Source organism: Ulvibacter sp. 2210JD10-4 (assembly GCF_058148525.1).
Genome location: NZ_JBYVJZ010000007.1, coordinates 16,733 through 34,055, shown reverse-complemented (window position 1 = coordinate 34,055; position 17,323 = coordinate 16,733). Strand labels below are relative to the sequence as shown.

Annotated in this window: 18 protein-coding genes and 2 tRNA genes; 5 read left to right on the top strand and 15 right to left on the bottom strand. The window is 36.2% G+C overall.

The genetic code is table 11. The features are described 5' to 3' along the window. Positions 1 to 47 precede the first annotated feature (47 nt). The 4 genes from sucC (at position 48) to ACY2RT_RS14545 (ending at position 2,788) form a co-directional block, all read left to right on the top strand. Positions 48 to 1,238, top strand: a complete 1,191-nt coding sequence (sucC, locus tag ACY2RT_RS14560; protein WP_490156656.1) for an ADP-forming succinate--CoA ligase subunit beta — start codon at positions 48 to 50, stop codon at positions 1,236 to 1,238. A gap of 175 nt (positions 1,239 to 1,413) precedes the next feature. Beyond that, positions 1,414 to 1,749 (top strand): hypothetical protein, encoded by a 336-nt coding sequence (locus ACY2RT_RS14555; RefSeq protein ID WP_490156655.1) that lies wholly within the window; start codon positions 1,414 to 1,416, stop codon positions 1,747 to 1,749. Between the two features lie 61 nt (positions 1,750 to 1,810). After that, positions 1,811 to 2,209 (top strand): tellurite resistance TerB family protein, encoded by a 399-nt coding sequence (locus ACY2RT_RS14550; protein WP_490156654.1) that lies wholly within the window; start codon positions 1,811 to 1,813, stop codon positions 2,207 to 2,209. A gap of 141 nt (positions 2,210 to 2,350) precedes the next feature. Beyond that, positions 2,351 to 2,788 (top strand): Hsp20/alpha crystallin family protein, encoded by a 438-nt coding sequence (locus tag ACY2RT_RS14545; RefSeq protein WP_490156653.1) that lies wholly within the window; start codon positions 2,351 to 2,353, stop codon positions 2,786 to 2,788. A 237-nt stretch (positions 2,789 to 3,025) separates the two neighbouring features. Here the strand turns inward: ACY2RT_RS14545 and rluF are convergent, their stop codons facing one another. The 7 genes from rluF to ACY2RT_RS14510 form a co-directional block, all read right to left on the bottom strand. Then, positions 3,026 to 3,805 carry a 23S rRNA pseudouridine(2604) synthase RluF gene (gene rluF / locus ACY2RT_RS14540; RefSeq protein ID WP_490156652.1) on the bottom strand — a complete coding sequence of 260 codons (780 nt, stop codon included), beginning with the start codon at positions 3,803 to 3,805 and terminating at the stop codon, positions 3,026 to 3,028. Between the two features lie 74 nt (positions 3,806 to 3,879). Next, positions 3,880 to 5,880, bottom strand: coding sequence for an excinuclease ABC subunit UvrB (gene uvrB, locus ACY2RT_RS14535; protein ID WP_490156651.1), 2,001 nt, complete (start codon positions 5,878 to 5,880; stop codon positions 3,880 to 3,882). Between the two features lie 177 nt (positions 5,881 to 6,057). Continuing rightward, a complete protein-coding gene (locus ACY2RT_RS14530) occupies positions 6,058 to 6,612 on the bottom strand; it encodes a hypothetical protein (protein ID WP_490156650.1) in 555 nt (184 codons plus the stop codon). Between the two features lie 137 nt (positions 6,613 to 6,749). Continuing rightward, positions 6,750 to 7,427: a DUF4386 domain-containing protein gene (locus ACY2RT_RS14525; RefSeq protein WP_490156649.1), complete on the bottom strand. Its 678-nt coding sequence runs from the start codon at positions 7,425 to 7,427 to the stop codon at positions 6,750 to 6,752. Positions 7,428 to 7,542: 115 nt separating this feature from the next. After that, positions 7,543 to 8,367 carry a GNAT family N-acetyltransferase gene (locus ACY2RT_RS14520; RefSeq protein ID WP_490156648.1) on the bottom strand — a complete coding sequence of 275 codons (825 nt, stop codon included), beginning with the start codon at positions 8,365 to 8,367 and terminating at the stop codon, positions 7,543 to 7,545. Between the two features lie 9 nt (positions 8,368 to 8,376). Continuing rightward, a complete protein-coding gene (locus tag ACY2RT_RS14515; RefSeq protein WP_490156647.1) occupies positions 8,377 to 9,132 on the bottom strand; it encodes a 5'-methylthioadenosine/adenosylhomocysteine nucleosidase in 756 nt (251 codons plus the stop codon). Positions 9,133 to 9,175: 43 nt separating this feature from the next. Next, positions 9,176 to 9,358, bottom strand: coding sequence for a SymE family type I addiction module toxin (locus tag ACY2RT_RS14510; RefSeq protein ID WP_490156646.1), 183 nt, complete (start codon positions 9,356 to 9,358; stop codon positions 9,176 to 9,178). Between the two features lie 96 nt (positions 9,359 to 9,454). On the opposite strand from ACY2RT_RS14510, the gene ACY2RT_RS14505 reads away from it, so the two are divergent. Beyond that, the gene (locus tag ACY2RT_RS14505; protein WP_490156645.1) at positions 9,455 to 9,670 is read left to right on the top strand and encodes a helix-turn-helix domain-containing protein; all 216 of its coding nucleotides are present in this window, start codon (positions 9,455 to 9,457) and stop codon (positions 9,668 to 9,670) included. An 82-nt stretch (positions 9,671 to 9,752) separates the two neighbouring features. Here ACY2RT_RS14505 and ACY2RT_RS14500 read toward each other — a convergent pair whose 3' ends face one another. The 8 genes from ACY2RT_RS14500 to ACY2RT_RS14465 form a co-directional block, all read right to left on the bottom strand. After that, positions 9,753 to 12,221 (bottom strand): P-loop NTPase fold protein, encoded by a 2,469-nt coding sequence (locus tag ACY2RT_RS14500; RefSeq protein WP_490156644.1) that lies wholly within the window; start codon positions 12,219 to 12,221, stop codon positions 9,753 to 9,755. A 338-nt stretch (positions 12,222 to 12,559) separates the two neighbouring features. Beyond that, positions 12,560 to 13,252: a lycopene cyclase domain-containing protein gene (locus ACY2RT_RS14495; RefSeq protein ID WP_490156643.1), complete on the bottom strand. Its 693-nt coding sequence runs from the start codon at positions 13,250 to 13,252 to the stop codon at positions 12,560 to 12,562. 3 nt (positions 13,253 to 13,255) lie between these two features. Further along, positions 13,256 to 13,705, bottom strand: coding sequence for a sterol desaturase family protein (locus ACY2RT_RS14490; protein WP_490156642.1), 450 nt, complete (start codon positions 13,703 to 13,705; stop codon positions 13,256 to 13,258). 3 nt (positions 13,706 to 13,708) lie between these two features. Then, positions 13,709 to 14,551, bottom strand: coding sequence for a phytoene/squalene synthase family protein (locus ACY2RT_RS14485; protein ID WP_490156641.1), 843 nt, complete (start codon positions 14,549 to 14,551; stop codon positions 13,709 to 13,711). Continuing rightward, positions 14,548 to 16,011 (bottom strand): phytoene desaturase family protein, encoded by a 1,464-nt coding sequence (locus ACY2RT_RS14480; protein WP_490156640.1) that lies wholly within the window; start codon positions 16,009 to 16,011, stop codon positions 14,548 to 14,550. The genes ACY2RT_RS14485 and ACY2RT_RS14480 overlap by 4 nt, the downstream gene beginning before the upstream one ends. Positions 16,012 to 16,070: 59 nt before the next feature. Continuing rightward, positions 16,071 to 16,982, bottom strand: coding sequence for a MerR family transcriptional regulator (locus tag ACY2RT_RS14475; protein WP_490156639.1), 912 nt, complete (start codon positions 16,980 to 16,982; stop codon positions 16,071 to 16,073). Between the two features lie 107 nt (positions 16,983 to 17,089). Further along, a tRNA-Leu gene (locus ACY2RT_RS14470) sits at positions 17,090 to 17,173 on the bottom strand. 35 nt (positions 17,174 to 17,208) lie between these two features. Further along, a tRNA-Lys gene (locus ACY2RT_RS14465) sits at positions 17,209 to 17,284 on the bottom strand. Positions 17,285 to 17,323 lie beyond the last annotated feature (39 nt).

Genomic DNA, 17,323 nt, shown 5'->3' with positions numbered 1-17,323 from the left:
TATAACATTTGTTATTTTTGCACAGCCGAAAACGAGAAACACGTACTATGAATTTACACGAATATCAAGGAAAAGAAATATTAAACAGTTTTGGAGTACAAATACAACGCGGTATTGTTGCTACTACTGCTGCTGAAGCTGTTGCTGCTGCTAAAAAATTAACGGAAGATACCGGAACCGAATGGCATGTGATCAAAGCACAAGTTCATGCAGGCGGACGTGGAAAAGGAGGCGGTGTAAAACTGGCAAAAAATTTAGAAGAAGTTGAACAACTTGCAGGACAGATCATAGGAATGAACCTGATCACTCCGCAAACTAGTGCCGAAGGAAAGAAAGTACATCAAGTATTAATAGCTGAAGATGTTTATTATCCGGGGGATAGCGAAGCAGAAGAATATTATATGAGTGTTCTCTTAAACAGAGCAAATGGTAGAAATATGATCATGTATTCTACCGAAGGAGGAATGGATATTGAAACTGTAGCTGAAGAAACCCCACATTTAATTTTTACGGAAGAAATTGATCCGGCAGTTGGACTACTTCCATTTCAAGCCAGAAGAGTTGCCTTTAATCTTGGACTAAGCGGGCAAGCCTTCAAGCAAATGACCAAATTTGTAAGTGCTTTGTATACTGCTTATATGAAATCTGATGCTTCATTATTTGAGATCAATCCGGTACTTAAAACAAGCGATGACCGAGTAATTGCGGTAGATGCTAAGGTTAGTATTGATGACAACGCCTTGTTCCGTCATAAAGATTATGAAGCTATGCGTGACCTTCGTGAAGAAAATGCTGTTGAGGTGGAAGCCAAAGCAGTAGGGTTGAACTACGTAGACCTGGACGGAAATGTTGGCTGTATGGTCAATGGTGCAGGATTGGCTATGGCAACCATGGACCTGATCAAGCAAGCCGGAGGAGAACCTGCAAATTTTCTGGATGTAGGTGGAACTGCAGATGCCGAACGTGTGGAAACAGCTTTCAACCTTATTTTAAAAGATCCGAATGTAAAAGCTATTCTGGTAAATATTTTTGGAGGAATTGTTCGCTGTGACCGTGTGGCACAGGGAATTGTAGAAGCTTATAAGAATATGGGAACTATCAATGTTCCTATTATCGTTCGCTTGCAAGGAACTAATGCAGATATAGCAAAAGAGATCATTGATACCAGCGGGCTTGATGTTCATAGCGCAATTGAATTTCAGGAAGCTGCAGATAAGGTACAGGCATTACTTTCATAAGAAACAGAATACTTTTTGATATTTTTTCAAAAGCCTTCTCAAAGTTTGAGAAGGCTTTTTTGTATCTGATTTTACTGAGGTTGCGTTAAGGTACTGTTAAAAGCGTAAAAAAGCGTAACACTTGTTGCATTTAGGTAGTCTATATAATATATCAATCTTTTAAAATCGAATAGTTATGAGAAAAATCCAGGCATTTTTGTTAGCCACAGTGTTATTGGTAGGAAGCTTTGCTTCAGCCGCAACGATCCCAGCAAAAGAAAAGAAGAATCCAACTACAGAAGAAATAAGAGGCTTGTTAACAGACTCTGATTTTATAGTGGAAGAAGACATTTCGGCTTTCGTTACTTTTATGTTGAATGACAACGGAGAGATGGTAGTACTTACGGTAGATACAGAAAACAAAGTTGTTGAATCATTTGTGAAAGCGCGTCTTAATTATCACAAATTAAGTACTCCTTTGCAAAAAGGGAAAGAGTATAAATTGCCAATATTACTTAAGGCAAACAGCTGACAAAAAATTAATTTGTAGAAAATCCCGGCCTCATCATCCGGGATTTTTTTATTTTTGAAAAATGAACAAAGACGATAAAAGAGCCCTCGTAAGTGATCTGATTATTCTGGCCCGTGCCGATGATAAGGTTACCGATGAAGAATATGATTTTATTTTGCGTCTGGCAGATAGGATGCAAATACCTTTAGAAGAGATTGAAGAGCTATTTGAAAATCCGTTACCGTCCAGACCCATACATACGGAACTTGAGCGTATTACGCATTTCTACAAATTGGTTCTGGTAATGAATGTTGATAGGGAGACACATAATAAGGAGATTATTGCTGTGCGAAACTTTGGTTTGAAAATGGGAATTCGACCGGGAGCTGTAGATCAAATACTGTTAACAATGGACCAATACGAAGACAGAATTATTCCTTCAGATGTATTGATCAGGATATTCCAGACCTACTATAATTAATTTTTTTAAAATCATTTAAATAAGACAAAAAGACAGCTATAATGCTGTAAATCAAGTCAAAATGTCTTGTTTTTGTCTTTGGACTTTAAATTGCTTTATACATTTCAGTAAAAAAAGTTGAATCTTAAATACTAAAATGATATGAAAGTAGTTAAAAGAAATACCGGTTGGTTCCCATCAATTTTTGATGATATTTTTGCCGAAAATAAGTTGGATATACCTAATTATGAAAACTTTAGCATTCCGGCGGTAAATATTAAAGAGAATTTTGCGAACTTTGTGATCGAAGTAGCAGTCCCAGGATTGCAACGAGAAAATATTGCTATTGAAGTCGAGGAAAATTTGTTAAAGATATCTTCAGAGGTTTCAAATGAAAAAGAGGAAACCAGTAAAACTGAAGACAATACTAAATTTACCCGAAAAGAGTTTAATTACAGTAAGTTTAAACGTTCATTTACATTACCAGATATTGTAAATGTGGACGAGATAAACGCTACCTATAAAGAAGGTATATTGATTGTTACAATACCTAAAAAAGAGGAGCAAAAAGAAATTAAAAGAATGGTTGAGATTTCATAATTGAAATTTAATTTGGTTAGTTAGTTGAAAATGACCACGTACTACTCAATCGGTACGTGGTTTTTTTATGAAGTGATTTTTAAAAGATTCTTCCTGCTTCGCTCTGAATGGCAGTCACATTCCAAACAAAGCTGTCATTCCGACTTCCGACCGAAGCGTAGCAAAGGTTGGATGAGGAATCTCTTTTCTCTTAGATTCTTCGCTTCGCTCTGAATGACATCGTGGCTCTGAATGGCATTAACGCCCGCGCCTTCTTTTACCTCCGGTACTTTTAATACGGTCAGATTGCGGGGCATTATCCGATACTTTTACAGCATCTTTTAGTCCCTGTAGCTCTTTGGCAGTAAGATCCCTCCATTTCCCAACCGGAAGTTCTCCCAAATCGATATTCATGATGCGTAGTCGCTTTAGTGTTACGACCTCATAGCCTAAATATTCACACATTCTGCGTATTTGACGGTTGAGGCCCTGAATGAGAACAATTTTAAATACAAACCTGCTTATCCGTTCCACTTTGCATTTTTTTGTGGTGACCTCTAATTCGTGAAGGGGGATGCCATTACCCATGCGTCTTATAAAATCGTCAGTGATTGGGCGGTCAACTTTGACAACGTATTCTTTTTCGTGTTGATTCCCGGCTCGCAATATCTTATTGACGATATCGCCATCATTGGTCATTAAAAGTAACCCTTCACTGGGTTTGTCCAAACGACCCACGTGAAAAATACGCTCTTTATGATTGATAAAATCAACAACATTTCCTTCCACACGCCGGTCTGTGGTGCAGGTAATTCCAACGGGTTTGTTCAAGGCAATATAAACCAGTTCTTCATTTTCAGTGATCAATTTTCCATCTACTCTGATCTCATCATTAGGCATGGCACGATCTCCTAATGCAACTTTTTCTCCGTTAATAGTAACACGGCCCTGTTCTATAAGGGTATCTGCCTTGCGTCTGGAGCAATAGCCACTATCACTGATGGCTTTGTTTATTCTAACAGAATCGGGATGGTTCATTTGTTTTGGTATTCAGTGTTCAGTGTTCAGTATTCAGTATTCAGTGTTCAGTGTTCAGTATTGTTCTTTATACATCAAACATTTTCGAGATTGTGTTGTAATGTTTTTATCTTATCCCGAAGCTTCGCTGCCATCATAAAATCCAGATCCTTTGCAGCTTTTTCCATTGCCTTTCGGGTATCTCTGATCTTCTTTTCGATCTGAGGTTTGGTCAAATATACATCATCCGGTTCGGCAGCAGCAAGACTGTCTGCAGTTTCGAAAGTATATGCTTCCTGTTTTGATTTGGTCAGGGCATTTTCAAAAGATTTTTTAATAGCTGTAGGAGTAATATTGTTTACTTTGTTATAAGCGATCTGCTTTTCTCTTCTATATTCAGTGCCATCTATAGTTGCCTGCATGCTTTTGGTGATCTTATCGGCATACATGATGGCTTTCCCATTGAGGTGTCGTGCGGCACGACCCACAGTCTGTGTTAACGAACGGGCGCTTCGCAAGAAGCCCTCTTTGTCAGCATCGAGGATGGCCACTAACGAAACTTCAGGCAGATCCAATCCTTCTCTTAACAGATTCACTCCCACTAAAACATCAAACAACCCCAGGCGCAGATCCTGCATAATCTCAACACGTTCCAAGGTATCCACATCACTATGAATATAACGACAGCGGACCGATATACGAGTCAGATATTTGGTCAATTCTTCCGCCATACGTTTGGTCAGGGTAGTCACAAGAATACGTTCATCCTTTTCAATCCGTAAGTGGATTTCCTCCAGAAGGTCGTCTATCTGATTCAGGCTCGGGCGTACTTCAATTGGCGGATCCAGCAATCCGGTGGGGCGGATGATCTGCTCTACAAAAACACCTCCGGTTTTCTCCAATTCGTAATCAGCAGGTGTGGCACTCACATAGATCACTTGATTCTGTAATGCTTCAAATTCTTCAAACTTTAACGGGCGGTTATCCATGGCAGCGGGTAAACGGAAGCCATATTCCACCAAATTCTCTTTTCTGGAACGATCCCCTCCATACATAGCACCTACCTGAGGAATTGAAACGTGACTTTCATCTACGACCATTAAAAAGTCATCCGGAAAATAATCCAATAAGCAGAAAGGACGCGTACCCGGTAATCTCTGGTCGAGGTAGCGGGAATAATTTTCAATTCCACTGCAATAACCTAATTCGCGTATCATTTCCAGGTCAAAATTAGTACGCTCTTCCAGACGTTTCGCTTCCAGGTGTTTTCCTATTTCTTTAAAATAGTCTACTTGTTTAACCAGATCATCCTGTATTTCACGAATGGCTCCTTGCAATACCTCCGGGGAGGTCACAAACATATTAGCGGGGTAGACCGTAAGCAGATCGTACTTTTCAATAATTTCATTGGTTTGTGCATCAAAAGCTTCGATCTCTTCAATTTCATCACCAAAAAAGTGAATTCGGAAGGGATCATTGGCATAACTTGGGAAAATATCCACAGTATCTCCCTTGATACGGAAATTCCCGTGATTGAATTCCATTTCGGTACGGGAATACAAACTTTGCACTAACATATGTAGTAGCTTGGTACGAGAGATGGTTTGGCCGCTCTTTAATTTGATGATATTTTTCTGAAATTCTGCCGGATTCCCGATACCGTATAAACACGATACTGAAGCCACCACCAGAACGTCCCGCCGTCCTGAGAGTAGGGAAGAAGTAGTACTCAGTCGCATCACTTCGATCTCATCGTTGATAGAAAGATCTTTTTCAATATAAGTACCACTGGAGGGAATAAATGCTTCCGGCTGGTAATAATCGTAATAAGAGACAAAGTATTCTACCGCGTTGTCTGGAAAGAGATTTTTAAACTCACTATAGAGCTGTGCCGCCAATGTTTTATTATGTGCCAGTACCAAAGTAGGCTTTTGGACCTCCTGCACTACATTTGCAACAGTAAAGGTCTTACCACTACCTGTAACACCTAATAAGGTTTGGTATTTTTCTTCAGAATTGATGCCTTCCACCAATGCTTTGATGGCAGCAGGCTGGTCTCCGGTTGGGGTAAAATCTGACTTAATTTTGAATTTCATGCTACTTTTTACGTACCTGCAAAAGTACTGAAAATTGTTTGAGTTTTTGAGCGAGTATGTGTAAGCAACAATAAGATTATAGACGCTATTTTAAAAATTATAAATTAATTAGAGGTTTTGTAATTTTTAAAATGAATATTTAGTTATTCTAAAATATAGATATTGTTGATGATAGTTTTATTCAAAACAATCAAATTCCTTTTTTAATTCAATTTCAGTTTTGTTTCTATATTGATATATTGCTATTTCTCCTTTTCTTTTTACTAAAGAATCTCCAACTTCAATTTTTTCATAAACAGCTGAATCATATATAGCCATGTCATATATACGATTAGTCATATAACCATAATCAAGAATGATAACAGGAGTATTGTGATTACCGGTTTCAATGTATTTTTCTTTAACAATACCTTCCCATTCTTTTTTACGAAAATTTTCTTTCTCTCTACAACCATCTCTAGATGCAATATCATTTTCAATACTAGAAATCAACAAAAAAATTGTTAAAAGAATACCTATAGGAACAGAAAAAATCAAAATGTGATATTTAATCTTTTTCTTCACAGATTTAGTGCGATTGGCTAAATCCCACATATCTAAAAGATTACCTAATATATAAGGGCTACTTAAGCTTGGTGAATAGCCCTTATTATCTAAAATGATATATATCCAAAAAATAATTCCAATTGTAATGATAGCAGGAATCAAAAATAGTATTGGAATTTCTGTCATTTCTTAAATTGTAATTAACATTTGATATTATGATTTCAGCATAGTAGGCAGAAACAATTTTACAATAGTCTAAGCAGAGAAGGTGTACTGACATCATTCTAATAAATTTAAATGTAATTAAAATTTTATTATGTCTATTAATTCTTTACCCCTTTGATGAGAAGCCAAAGACATAGTGAAAATTCACCCAGATCGGCAGGTAATGTAATGACCTCTGAAACCGTCGATGCAGCATCGGGGAAAAGCGAAACGATAAAGAAGTCTACAAGATACCCAAAGCATCCAATCATTAACAGTATCCCTATAATTTTTGGTAAGAAACCTGATTTGAAGACCAAATAGCCAAGAGGGAACAGCCAAAGCCCAAAAAATATCTGGGCGATCAGGTATCCATGAGAGTGCATATCGAGGAAGAACATTACCAGTCCGTGTAGTTGGTCCGTTCCAAATGCATCCAGATAATCATTTCCATTCAAAAGCAATATGGGTGCAAAATGATTGAGCATGTTCACACACATGATCGAGACGGCTACCAGAACACAGGAGACCATCAGTATTGCATGATTCTTATTTACAGATTTCAGTAAAAGATATAGAGCCAGAGGCAGAAGAAAATAAGCGGTTAGCATAACGAGATCACTCACAAAACCAAGGCGGTAGAGGTTTTCGGAAGCTATGATATTATTGGCTGTTGCAGTGGCATCACCTGAGACAAAAATTTTTGCACGAACAAAAAATTCTGCAAACACACCACAGATAATGACTATTAAATACAGGAACCCTGCTATTCTTGAGATCTTTTTAGTTGAATTCATTGAAACGTTTTTTAATGGATGACTATCTGTATAGACGTATCATTTTTGGAAAAGGTTGTCTGAATGAAAAGAATTCAGGAAAAGGTATGAGAAATTATGATTGCAGGAGTATTGCCTATTGAAGCTGGAATTCCATTTCAAACTGATCAATGGTATTTTCAATTCCGTTGGATTTCAAATAGGATAATTTGGTGGTCAGCCTTTCATCAACATTATTGATCTTTATGGTACTGCAAATGCTTTTGATTCCTGAAAATAATTGGTTCCAGCTTTCAGGAGTGTCGTTAAAGTTTTCGAACTGTGCTATTGCCCCGTTACCGGAATTAATGATAAAATAGGATGCTACAGTATCAGAAACAATGATCTGGTAATAGTCATAACCTCCTTCGCGAAGTGAGTTTTGGTGATGGTCCCAGGAATAGTATTCCTGGCCTTTTATATTTTCCCAATCCAGATCGTTATGTTCGATCTTTTTCAGGTTTGGTGTTTCAGAAGTATTAAGCGTAATGTCACCGCTAAAACATTTTAGGACCCTACAGATCTTAAAACCAATGTTTTCATAGGCTTTTATAGCTCTATGATTTTCTGTTATGACTTCCAACTGGCATTTGGTAATACCGTTAGCCTTCAGGAGGGGTATGGCATGGTCGTATAGTTTTTGCACGATCTTTTGCCGTCTGTATTCAGGAATAACTCCCGTTCCGGTGTTAAAGGCAATCGTATCTCCGCCTCTCTTGTCTATACCATTGATGATAAACCCAACCAGTTTTTCATTGTCAAACATTCCATAGGAAAGGTCGTAACGTACCTTCGCTGCCTTTAACCTTTTTTTGAAATAACCGAGGTCATGCGGCATTTTGACAAAATAATTTTCAAATGCTGTAAAAAAGCAATCCATTAAGGCTGGAAACTCAATGGTATCGAGAGTTTTAATGGTCATATGGGTGTTCTATTGTTTTTGGTTTATCATCTGAAAATAGTTATGCAGGATTCCCATTGAGTATCGGCTCGCCACCTCTTTAGCAAATTTCATGAAATCCATATCTGCATTGTGGTCTGCCGTGTCCGATATGGTCCTGATAATAGAGAAGGGGATGCTATATTCGTAACATACCTGTGCTACAGCGCCTCCTTCCATTTCTACACAGTGTACATCCGGAAGCCCTTTTTTTATGAGGGATGCTTCTTCTGAATCCGCAATGAACTTATCGCCACTGGCAATAGCTCCGCTGACTACTTTTGGAGCATCAATACCAAACTCTGATCTCAGTTCAGGGCTTATATTTTCTGAAGAAAGAAATTGCGCTGCTGCTTTTTGGAGGTGAGTATTCATGGTTTCGTCCGTTTTAAAAAAAGATCTATGGACCAAGGGAATTTCAAATTGTTTGTAGAGTGGTCTGGCGTCCATGTCATGCTGATATAAATTGCTGCCTATCACCACATCTCCAATGTTTACAGCTATATCTATGGCTCCTGCTACACCTATGAACAGTACAGTGTCAACTTTAAACTCCACAATAAGGTTGGTTACTGTCGAAGCGGATGCCACCTTGCCCCAGCGTGAAAAGACCAGTACCACATCAACTCCCCATAAGCTGCCTGTGTAATATTTTCTACCACCTCTTTCGGTAATTTTTGGAGTGTCAATAGCTTCCAACAAAGTTTCAATTTCTTCGAGCATGGCACTCATGATTCCGATTCTCATAGGGTACTTGGGATTTGAGCTTGAAAGTTAATTAATTTTGGAGTTATTCTTTACAGACCGTTATGATTAATTTACGGGTTTGCTGTTCTATTTGTACCTGTTCGCCTTCTTTAAACCCTAGTTGTTCCAGCCATTTTCCTTCCAACCGTATCTCGGGAACCGTTGTAGTGTCATAGGTACGTTCCCTATACTTGGTATGGATCTTTATTTTTCTGAAGTTTTTCATTATGTCATACAATTATATGACAAATATATTTATTTAATTCGATTTGTCAAACTTTAATATGACAATATTGTCGTATAATTCATTGACATTTGTTCTGTGAATAAAGAACAACTTAAAAAGAAGGTCGGGCAGCGTATTGTTGCATTAAGGAAAAAAAAGGGATGGAGCCAATCTGACCTGGCAAGAGCTTGTAATAAGGAAAGACAAGCCTTGGAGAAGCTGGAAAACGGGAAGGTCAATCCAACAATCTATTCGCTTCTGGAAATTTCAAAGGCACTGGGTGTTCCGCTAAAGGAGTTGGTTTCTTTTTGAGTTGAGTTTAATTTAGTTGGTGGTTAATATATGATTTTGTGTGATAGAGTTACTGAGATTCTATAGTGCACAGTACATCCAATTAATTATACTCGTTTTCTATAATTAGTTTGTTTTCCGCGCTTTTTAATATTTTTTTAATGGAATTTTCGATTGACTCATGTAATTTTTTTGAAAAACTAGGTTCAGCAGAAGACAAAGATAAATCAATAAATTCTTGGCTTTCCATTCTTTTTAAATAGTCAACAAAACTTCTAACTCTATGAATTCTTAATTTAATTCTAGCCATGAAGTTTCGATTATAATAAAGATCTAATTCTTTACCTGCTGACTGAACAAAAGAATTACTCAAACTCTCTTCAAAAAGACCGCAGTCTAAAGATACTAAATCAACATAAGCGAAATTGAATGCTAGATATTCATAAATGTAGTTTCCTAGAGCAGTAATTTTTATTTGATTAACTTCTTCGGAAAACCTTTCAACTCTATTATTTGCTTCTACAAGACCTTTCTCTAAATAAATATCTAAATGATTTATACAGTCAATTTTGGAGTCATATTTAATATCGAAATTGTGTATTAAATACTTTACATCGATGAAACCTTTTGATGATTTATCTCCAGCTTTGTTGTGGAGATAATTTAGCATTCTTAAGCCAGTAAAATGCGAACTTCCTGTGTCATTTCTTAATTGGAATATATTTGAAATTTTACTTTTTCTTTCATCATAAAAGAATCTGTTGGGGATCATCATTGGTTTAATTACTTGATGAACCTGGAAAACCCAGTCTCTATGGGGGGCCATTTCATTAATATTTGTGTATCCTGAAGTCAAAAAGCCTTTAAAAAATTCAAGAGCTAGCCTAACATCACTATGAGTTGCATATCTAAGAAAATAACTTAGTGGAGATGATTTACGTTTTAATTGCGCTTTACAGATTTCAAGGAATGCTTTCAATGTATTCAAGTCATTAACACTTTTTATACCATATTCACCATCAATATCTTCAGTGTATTCTAAATTATACAAGATATAATCAATTCTTTTAATTACTACTTCAGGAATTACTGGAGCAGATAAATGAAATCCAGGACTTTGATAAGCATCAAGAACACCTCTAGAATTGGCTTCATAATATCTTTCCTCTCTCATGGACACAATTACAAGACATCCTAATTTTTCAGAAATTTCTCCAGCAGTTAAAAAACAAACATCTTGTAAATCTGGAGGGAGCTGATCCATGTTATCGATAAAAATAACAAGAGCCTTATTATTGTTTTTACTTAAAAGGCTTATTTTTTCACACAAGCCTTTAACATCTTGTAGTTTTGATGTCAGAAAATCACGAAGTAACTTTTGATAGGCTTCACTTTTTTCACTTAGCCCCACTAATATTTGTTTCTTATATACTTCAAATTCTGTTGAAAAGGTTTTTAAAACGGTTTCTCTATCAGCATTTCTCAGATATTCTTTATCTATTGCCTCAAGCAGTTTTTGCCATATTTCTTTAGTTAAGTTTTCTTTCGTTTGCGAGGAATATAACAATGTGATAAGAGCAACTTTTGAATACATAGCAATTTCAACTGGTTGTGTATGATATAACAACCTTTTTATGAAAGTTGACTTTCCAGCTCCCTTCCCGCCAAATAATATCATTACACTATTTAAGTTTTCATTTTTAACAGTTTTTGCAATCCGTTGACCAAAAGCGCCAGCATTTTTGTCGTCCGTAAAATCCCTAAAACCTAGATTTTTAAAATAAGGCGTGAGAGAATCATGTAAGAAACCTTGTACGTCCTTTTGTAAATTATCATGGATTCCTTTATTTGTGACATAACATCGATCCATAAACTCTTTATTTAATTCAGGTATTGGACCTAAAAAATTAAGAGACAAAGTCCTAAGAGGACCAGCATATGAATTACTGTTTACGGGAGTTTCATATGCAATAATATTATTTTTTGGATAGAAAATTTCTGAGTATGTCTTTTTCGAAACACCTATATTTTTGTTTAACGAGTCTTGATTAATGACAGACTCAAATCCAATCAAATTTTGTGCAATAGTCAAGTTATTAATGAAATAGGAAATATCTTTTATAATATATGCAGGTAGTTTTTTCCAAGGTTTAATTGTAGAAGATATTTTAAAAATTATCCAAGTTTTTCCATTACAAATAGCTGCAAATTGGCATAATAAATCTTCCGCATACTCTTTTACTTGAAGTACAGCTTCTCTAATATTATCATCAGTAATTAGTTTCTCTATAGAAATTTTCTGAAAATCTTCTTTGAAGTTTGCATTTTCTGGCAGGGTGAAATATTTTTCATTTTTTTTACTTTCAACTATGAGAATCGGTCTATCACCTTTTTTCAGTACATAATCAGCACGATTTCCAGAGACGTATTTTTCATTAGCTATTGTTTCTTTTGGCCATTTTAAGACCTTTGTTAGAATCTCATCGATAATCTGAAATCGAGTGTCAGCCTCATTCAAGTTTATATCTTTAAAATCTTTTTCTATTTTTTTTAAAATTTCAATTTCAGTCATGATTATTTTAATAATACTTATTTTTTATTCCAGTATAAATTCCGGATAATAGTACTTTTTCTAATGATTGTATAATAATTAAGAGTCACCTTCGCTATACAACTTCGACAAGTCTTCGTTGTACAAGAGTTTTGGCGACCAAAGGGGAGAAACTCAAAGATAGCAAAAATTTAGTAGTGCGTATTTAAGTAGTAAGTAGTAAGTAGTAAGAAGTAAGAAGTAAGAAGTAAGAAGTTGGATGTTTGAAGTTGGGGGCTGGGAGTTGGAAGCTTGAGGTTGGATGCTGGAAGCTTGAGGCTGGGAGTGTCATTCAGAGTGAGTAATCAGGGGTAGCGTAGTTATTGAGCGTTTTTCTTCCTTTCAAAATACATGGTGAGAACCAGCACGGTCAGTAACATTCCAAACGCATAGATAATATCTTCTATGGGAATTGTAAAAATACGTATTCCCAGATTTTCTGTATTGTCGTACCATACTACCTGCTCTTCAATACCACTACCCGTAAGAATGCCATTTATTATAAAGAAAGGAATCAGGATCACCAGAAAGACAGGAAAGAAGGTTCTAAACAAGTCTCGTTGGTAATTGTAAACCAATCCCATTAAGAGGATTCCATAACTGAAATTGATGAGTGTGTACCAGCGGTCATAAAAATACCATAACAATATAATAAGTGTGGTGAGTAGTGATACATAAATGATATTGGTGGTTTTTTCAGAAAAAGAAAACTTCGGAAAAAAGTATAATAAAGAATAATAGGTAAAAATACAGGCATAAGGAATACAGATAAAGAACAACCATTCTTCAATAGGTAAATTGAAGATCTTGACTCCTGTAATATATGCATCGTTAAATTTCCAGATACCATTGTTGGTAAAAACCACATCCCAGGAAATAAAAAATGCCATCATGATAAGAATGGCAATGAAGAGTGATTTCCACTTTTTATAAAATTGTAATTTAGGATGAAAACTGAATAGAAAAGGAATGAGAATGGATCCTATATTCAAATACAGATATAGATATTTCATTCTTTATTTTTTGAAATATTTTAAAGGAGGAACCAACATCCCGAAACATTCTCCTTTCTCTTTTCCCAGATGTTTATGGTGAATTTTATGAGCTCTTCGAATCCCACGGGCATACCAATGATTGGCATTCCGAAATAATTTAAATCGCTGGTGGATAAAAATATCATGCACCATAAAATAGGCTACTCCATAAGCAAAAATACCCAAGCCAATTGGTAAGCCTGCCCAGAAGCCGTAATACTGCCAGCCAATAAAACAAAAAATACTTACCGCGGCATAAAAAATGAAAAAGAAGTCATTGCGTTCCCACCAACTATTGTGGTCCTTATGATGATGATCCTTGTGAAGACTCCATAAAAACCCATGCATAATATACTTATGTGTGAACCACGCCATAAATTCCATAATGGAAAAAGTAATTAGAAAGATCAATATCCAGAGAACAATTTTCATAACTTATCGTACTAATTTTAATTGATATTTTACATAACTACGTGTTAACAGCCCAAATTTTTCATAATTGGGAACTCTAATTCGTGTGTTTTTGATATCCCTTGCCGGAGTTCGCTTTAGCTTTTTAAGAAGGCGCTTGTAATAGCGATAAGCCATAAAGACGCCAAATTTTGCTTCGGAAGGAAGGTGTAATATTCCCTGATATCCTTTTTTGAAATCTTCTTCAATGTCTTTTATAATGAATTCTTTCGAATCCTCATCCAAAGCTTCCAAATTGGTATTGGGAAAATATGTCCTGTTCAAGTCGTTAAAATCTGCTTTCAGATCGCGTAAAAAATTCACCTTCTGAAAAGCAGAACCTAAGTGCATTGCTGCATCTTTTAATTGTTCGAATTTTTCAGTATCTCCTTTTACAAATACTTTTAAACACATTAACCCTACTACATTTGCAGAGCCGTAAATGTATTCCTCGTACTCTTCTTCTGTATGGTACACTTTTTTAGAAAGATCAAAACGCATGCTATTCATAAAAGAATCGATTAGGTGTTGATCGATTCCATAGGAATGTACCGTATGCTGGAACGAATTTAAAATAGGATTTAAACTGATCCTTTCTGAAAGTGCATTTTCCAGACTCTTTTCAAATCTGTTAAAAAGAGTTTCTTTGTCGTACTCATGAAAAGAATCTACTATTTCATCGGCAAAACGAACAAATCCATAGATATTATATATATCCTGCCGGATAGTAGGGGCCAACATTTTTGTAGCTAAAGAAAACGACGTACTATAGGTATGCGTCACTTTTTTGCTACATGTTTGAGATACAATGTCGAATAATTCTTTCACAATTTTTTATTTTTTTGTATTAAACCTGCAACCAATTTACCTGAAATAAGTGCGGGAGGAACTCCCGGTCCGGGAACGGTTAATTGCCCGGTAAAAAAGAGGTTATCTACTTTTTTGCTCTTCAATTTAGGCCTTAAAAAAGCAGTTTGCATTAGAGTGTTCGCTAACCCATAGGCATTTCCTTTGTATGAGTTGTATGCAGAAACAAAATCGTTTATACAAAAAGACTCTTTAAAGATAACGTATTTTTTTGCTTCCTGATGGGTCAATTTTTCAAATCTCGTCATAATTTTCTCAAAATATTCCTCTCGTAATTCAGGAATATCATCGAGTCCCGGAGCTAATGGAATTAAGAAAATACCAGCTTCTTTTCCGTCGGGAGCAGCATTATCATCTGTTTTTGAAGGAAAACTTGCATAAAAAAGAGGTTCTTCCGGCCATTTGGGGGTATCGTAAATAACGTTGGTATGTGCTTGAAAATCTACATCAAAAAAGAGCGTATGATGTTCAACATTCTTCAGTTTTTTACTAAAGCCAACATAGAACAGCAAGGCCGAAGGAGCAAATACTTTTTTTTGCCAGTATGCTTCAGAATACTGGCGATAGGGTTTGTCCAGTAATGTTTCGGTATGGTGATAATCTGCTCCACTTAACACCACATCACTCAAAATAGTTTCACCATTCACAACGATTGCTGAGGCTTTTTTACCATTCACCACAATTCTTTCAACATTTTGATTGGTCTTTATAACGACTCCTAAATTTTCAGCCAATGTTTTCATTCCTGTGACAACCGAATACATCCCATTTTTAGGATGAAAGGTGCCTAAACCAAAATCTGCATAATTCATAAAGCTGTAAAAAGCAGGAGTATTGGACGGCTTAGCTCCCAGAAATAATACCGGAAACTCGAGAATGGAGATCAAGCGCGGATTCTTAAACTCTTTTCTTACCTCTTTACTGATCGTACTAAAAAACTGTCCGATTTTTTTCATAGTCACCGGAGTGACAAGTTCCAGAGGCGAAACTCCTGGCTGATACACCAGATCCTTTATGGCAATATTATAGTTATCCAATGCCTCATCCATAAACTTTTGCAACTTAACAGAGCTTCCCGGCTCTTCATTTTCAAAAGCGGTACAAATTTTCTCAAAAGTATCTTCAATGGTTATAAAGTCATTTTTGCCGAAGTAAACACTATACGCAGGATTTAGTTTTGTAAGTTGATAATAATCTTCCGGCTTTTTGTTGAAGTCTGCAAAGAAACGTTCAAAAATGTCTGGCATCCAATACCATGTAGGCCCAATATCAAAGGTGAACCCCTCTCTTTTAAGTTGTCTTGCCCGGCCACCAATGGTAGAGTTCTTTTCAAAGATAGTTATTTTGTTACCGGCTTTCGCCAGATAGCTGGCTGCGGCAAGAGAAGAAAAACCTGAACCTATAATGGAAATATCTTTCAATGTTTTGTTTAATAAATTTGCTTACAATTTAAACAAAAAAAGACAAAACACTCTTGGTTTTAAGATTTTTTTAGTGTTTCCAGCTCCAGAAGGAGTTGTTTAAGGTCTGTTATTTTTCGAACACTTTTAGGGACTTTTTTTGAATCTAAATTTTGAGTTTTATAACCCATCACCCATAATTTACAAGGTTTGGCTTCACAAACCCTGTTTTGAAACTCATTTAGATATTCATCGATACTCTTTTTTTGAGGCTGGACGGTCAAATAAGAAAGAAAAATAATACCTTCATGGTGCTTTAGGACATGGAAGAGGTTGTCCAGGGGGATATTACTACCTAAATAAATTGTTTTAAAGCCTGCAGAGATGATTTCATAATTTGCGTAGAGCAACCCTATTTCATGAATTTCTTCATAGGGTAGATAAAGTGCAAAAACAGCGTTGCCTTTTTTCTTGAAATTCTGTTGTGCATTTTCAATATTGAGGATGACTTTTTGTTTGATCAGCTCCGAAATAAACCTTTCATGGGCAGGGTCTATAGTTCCTGTTTGCCATAGCACTCCAATTTCGGAAAGCAGCGGTATAAAAACTTCAAAGAAAAGTTCTCTGAAGGTTTTCTGCTGTAAAAGTTGTTCGCATGTTTTGGTAAATGACAAATGGTCAAAATCGAACATTGCTTTTTTAAAGGACTTTATGGCAAACTCTTCTTGGTGATGAATGGCTTCTTCTTGAATTTGCTGGCAAATTTCTTCATTGGTTAATTGGGCGATTTTAGAAATTTTATACTCTTTATTGTATAGAAAAGTAACGTTGAGAAGTTTTTTAAGACTATCGAGTGAATAAGTTCTAATATTAGTACCGGTTCTGTCCGGCTCTAAAAGATTGTAACGTTTTTCCCAGATTCTAATGGTATGAGCCTTTACATTGCTTAAGTTTTCAAGGTCTTTTATACTGAATCGCGTTTTTATTTCCATACTGTATTTGCATCGAATAGTGGAACAAAGTACTAAAAAGAAGCGGAAAGTTATATAAAACTGTTCAATAAAATTGTTAAAACAATCAACAGAATGAAAAGAAATTGTGCCCGAAGTGGGACTTGAACCCACACGCCCTAAAGGACACATGGCCCTCAACCATGCCTGTCTACCAATTCCAGCATCCGGGCAAAAAAAAGTTAAACCAAGGGCTTAACTTTTAAAATGGTGACCTGACTGGGGCTCGAACCCAGGACCACCTCCTTAAAAGGGAGGTGCTCTACCAACTGAGCTATCAGGTCTTCCTTGAATGCGGGTGCAAATATACTATCATTAAATTT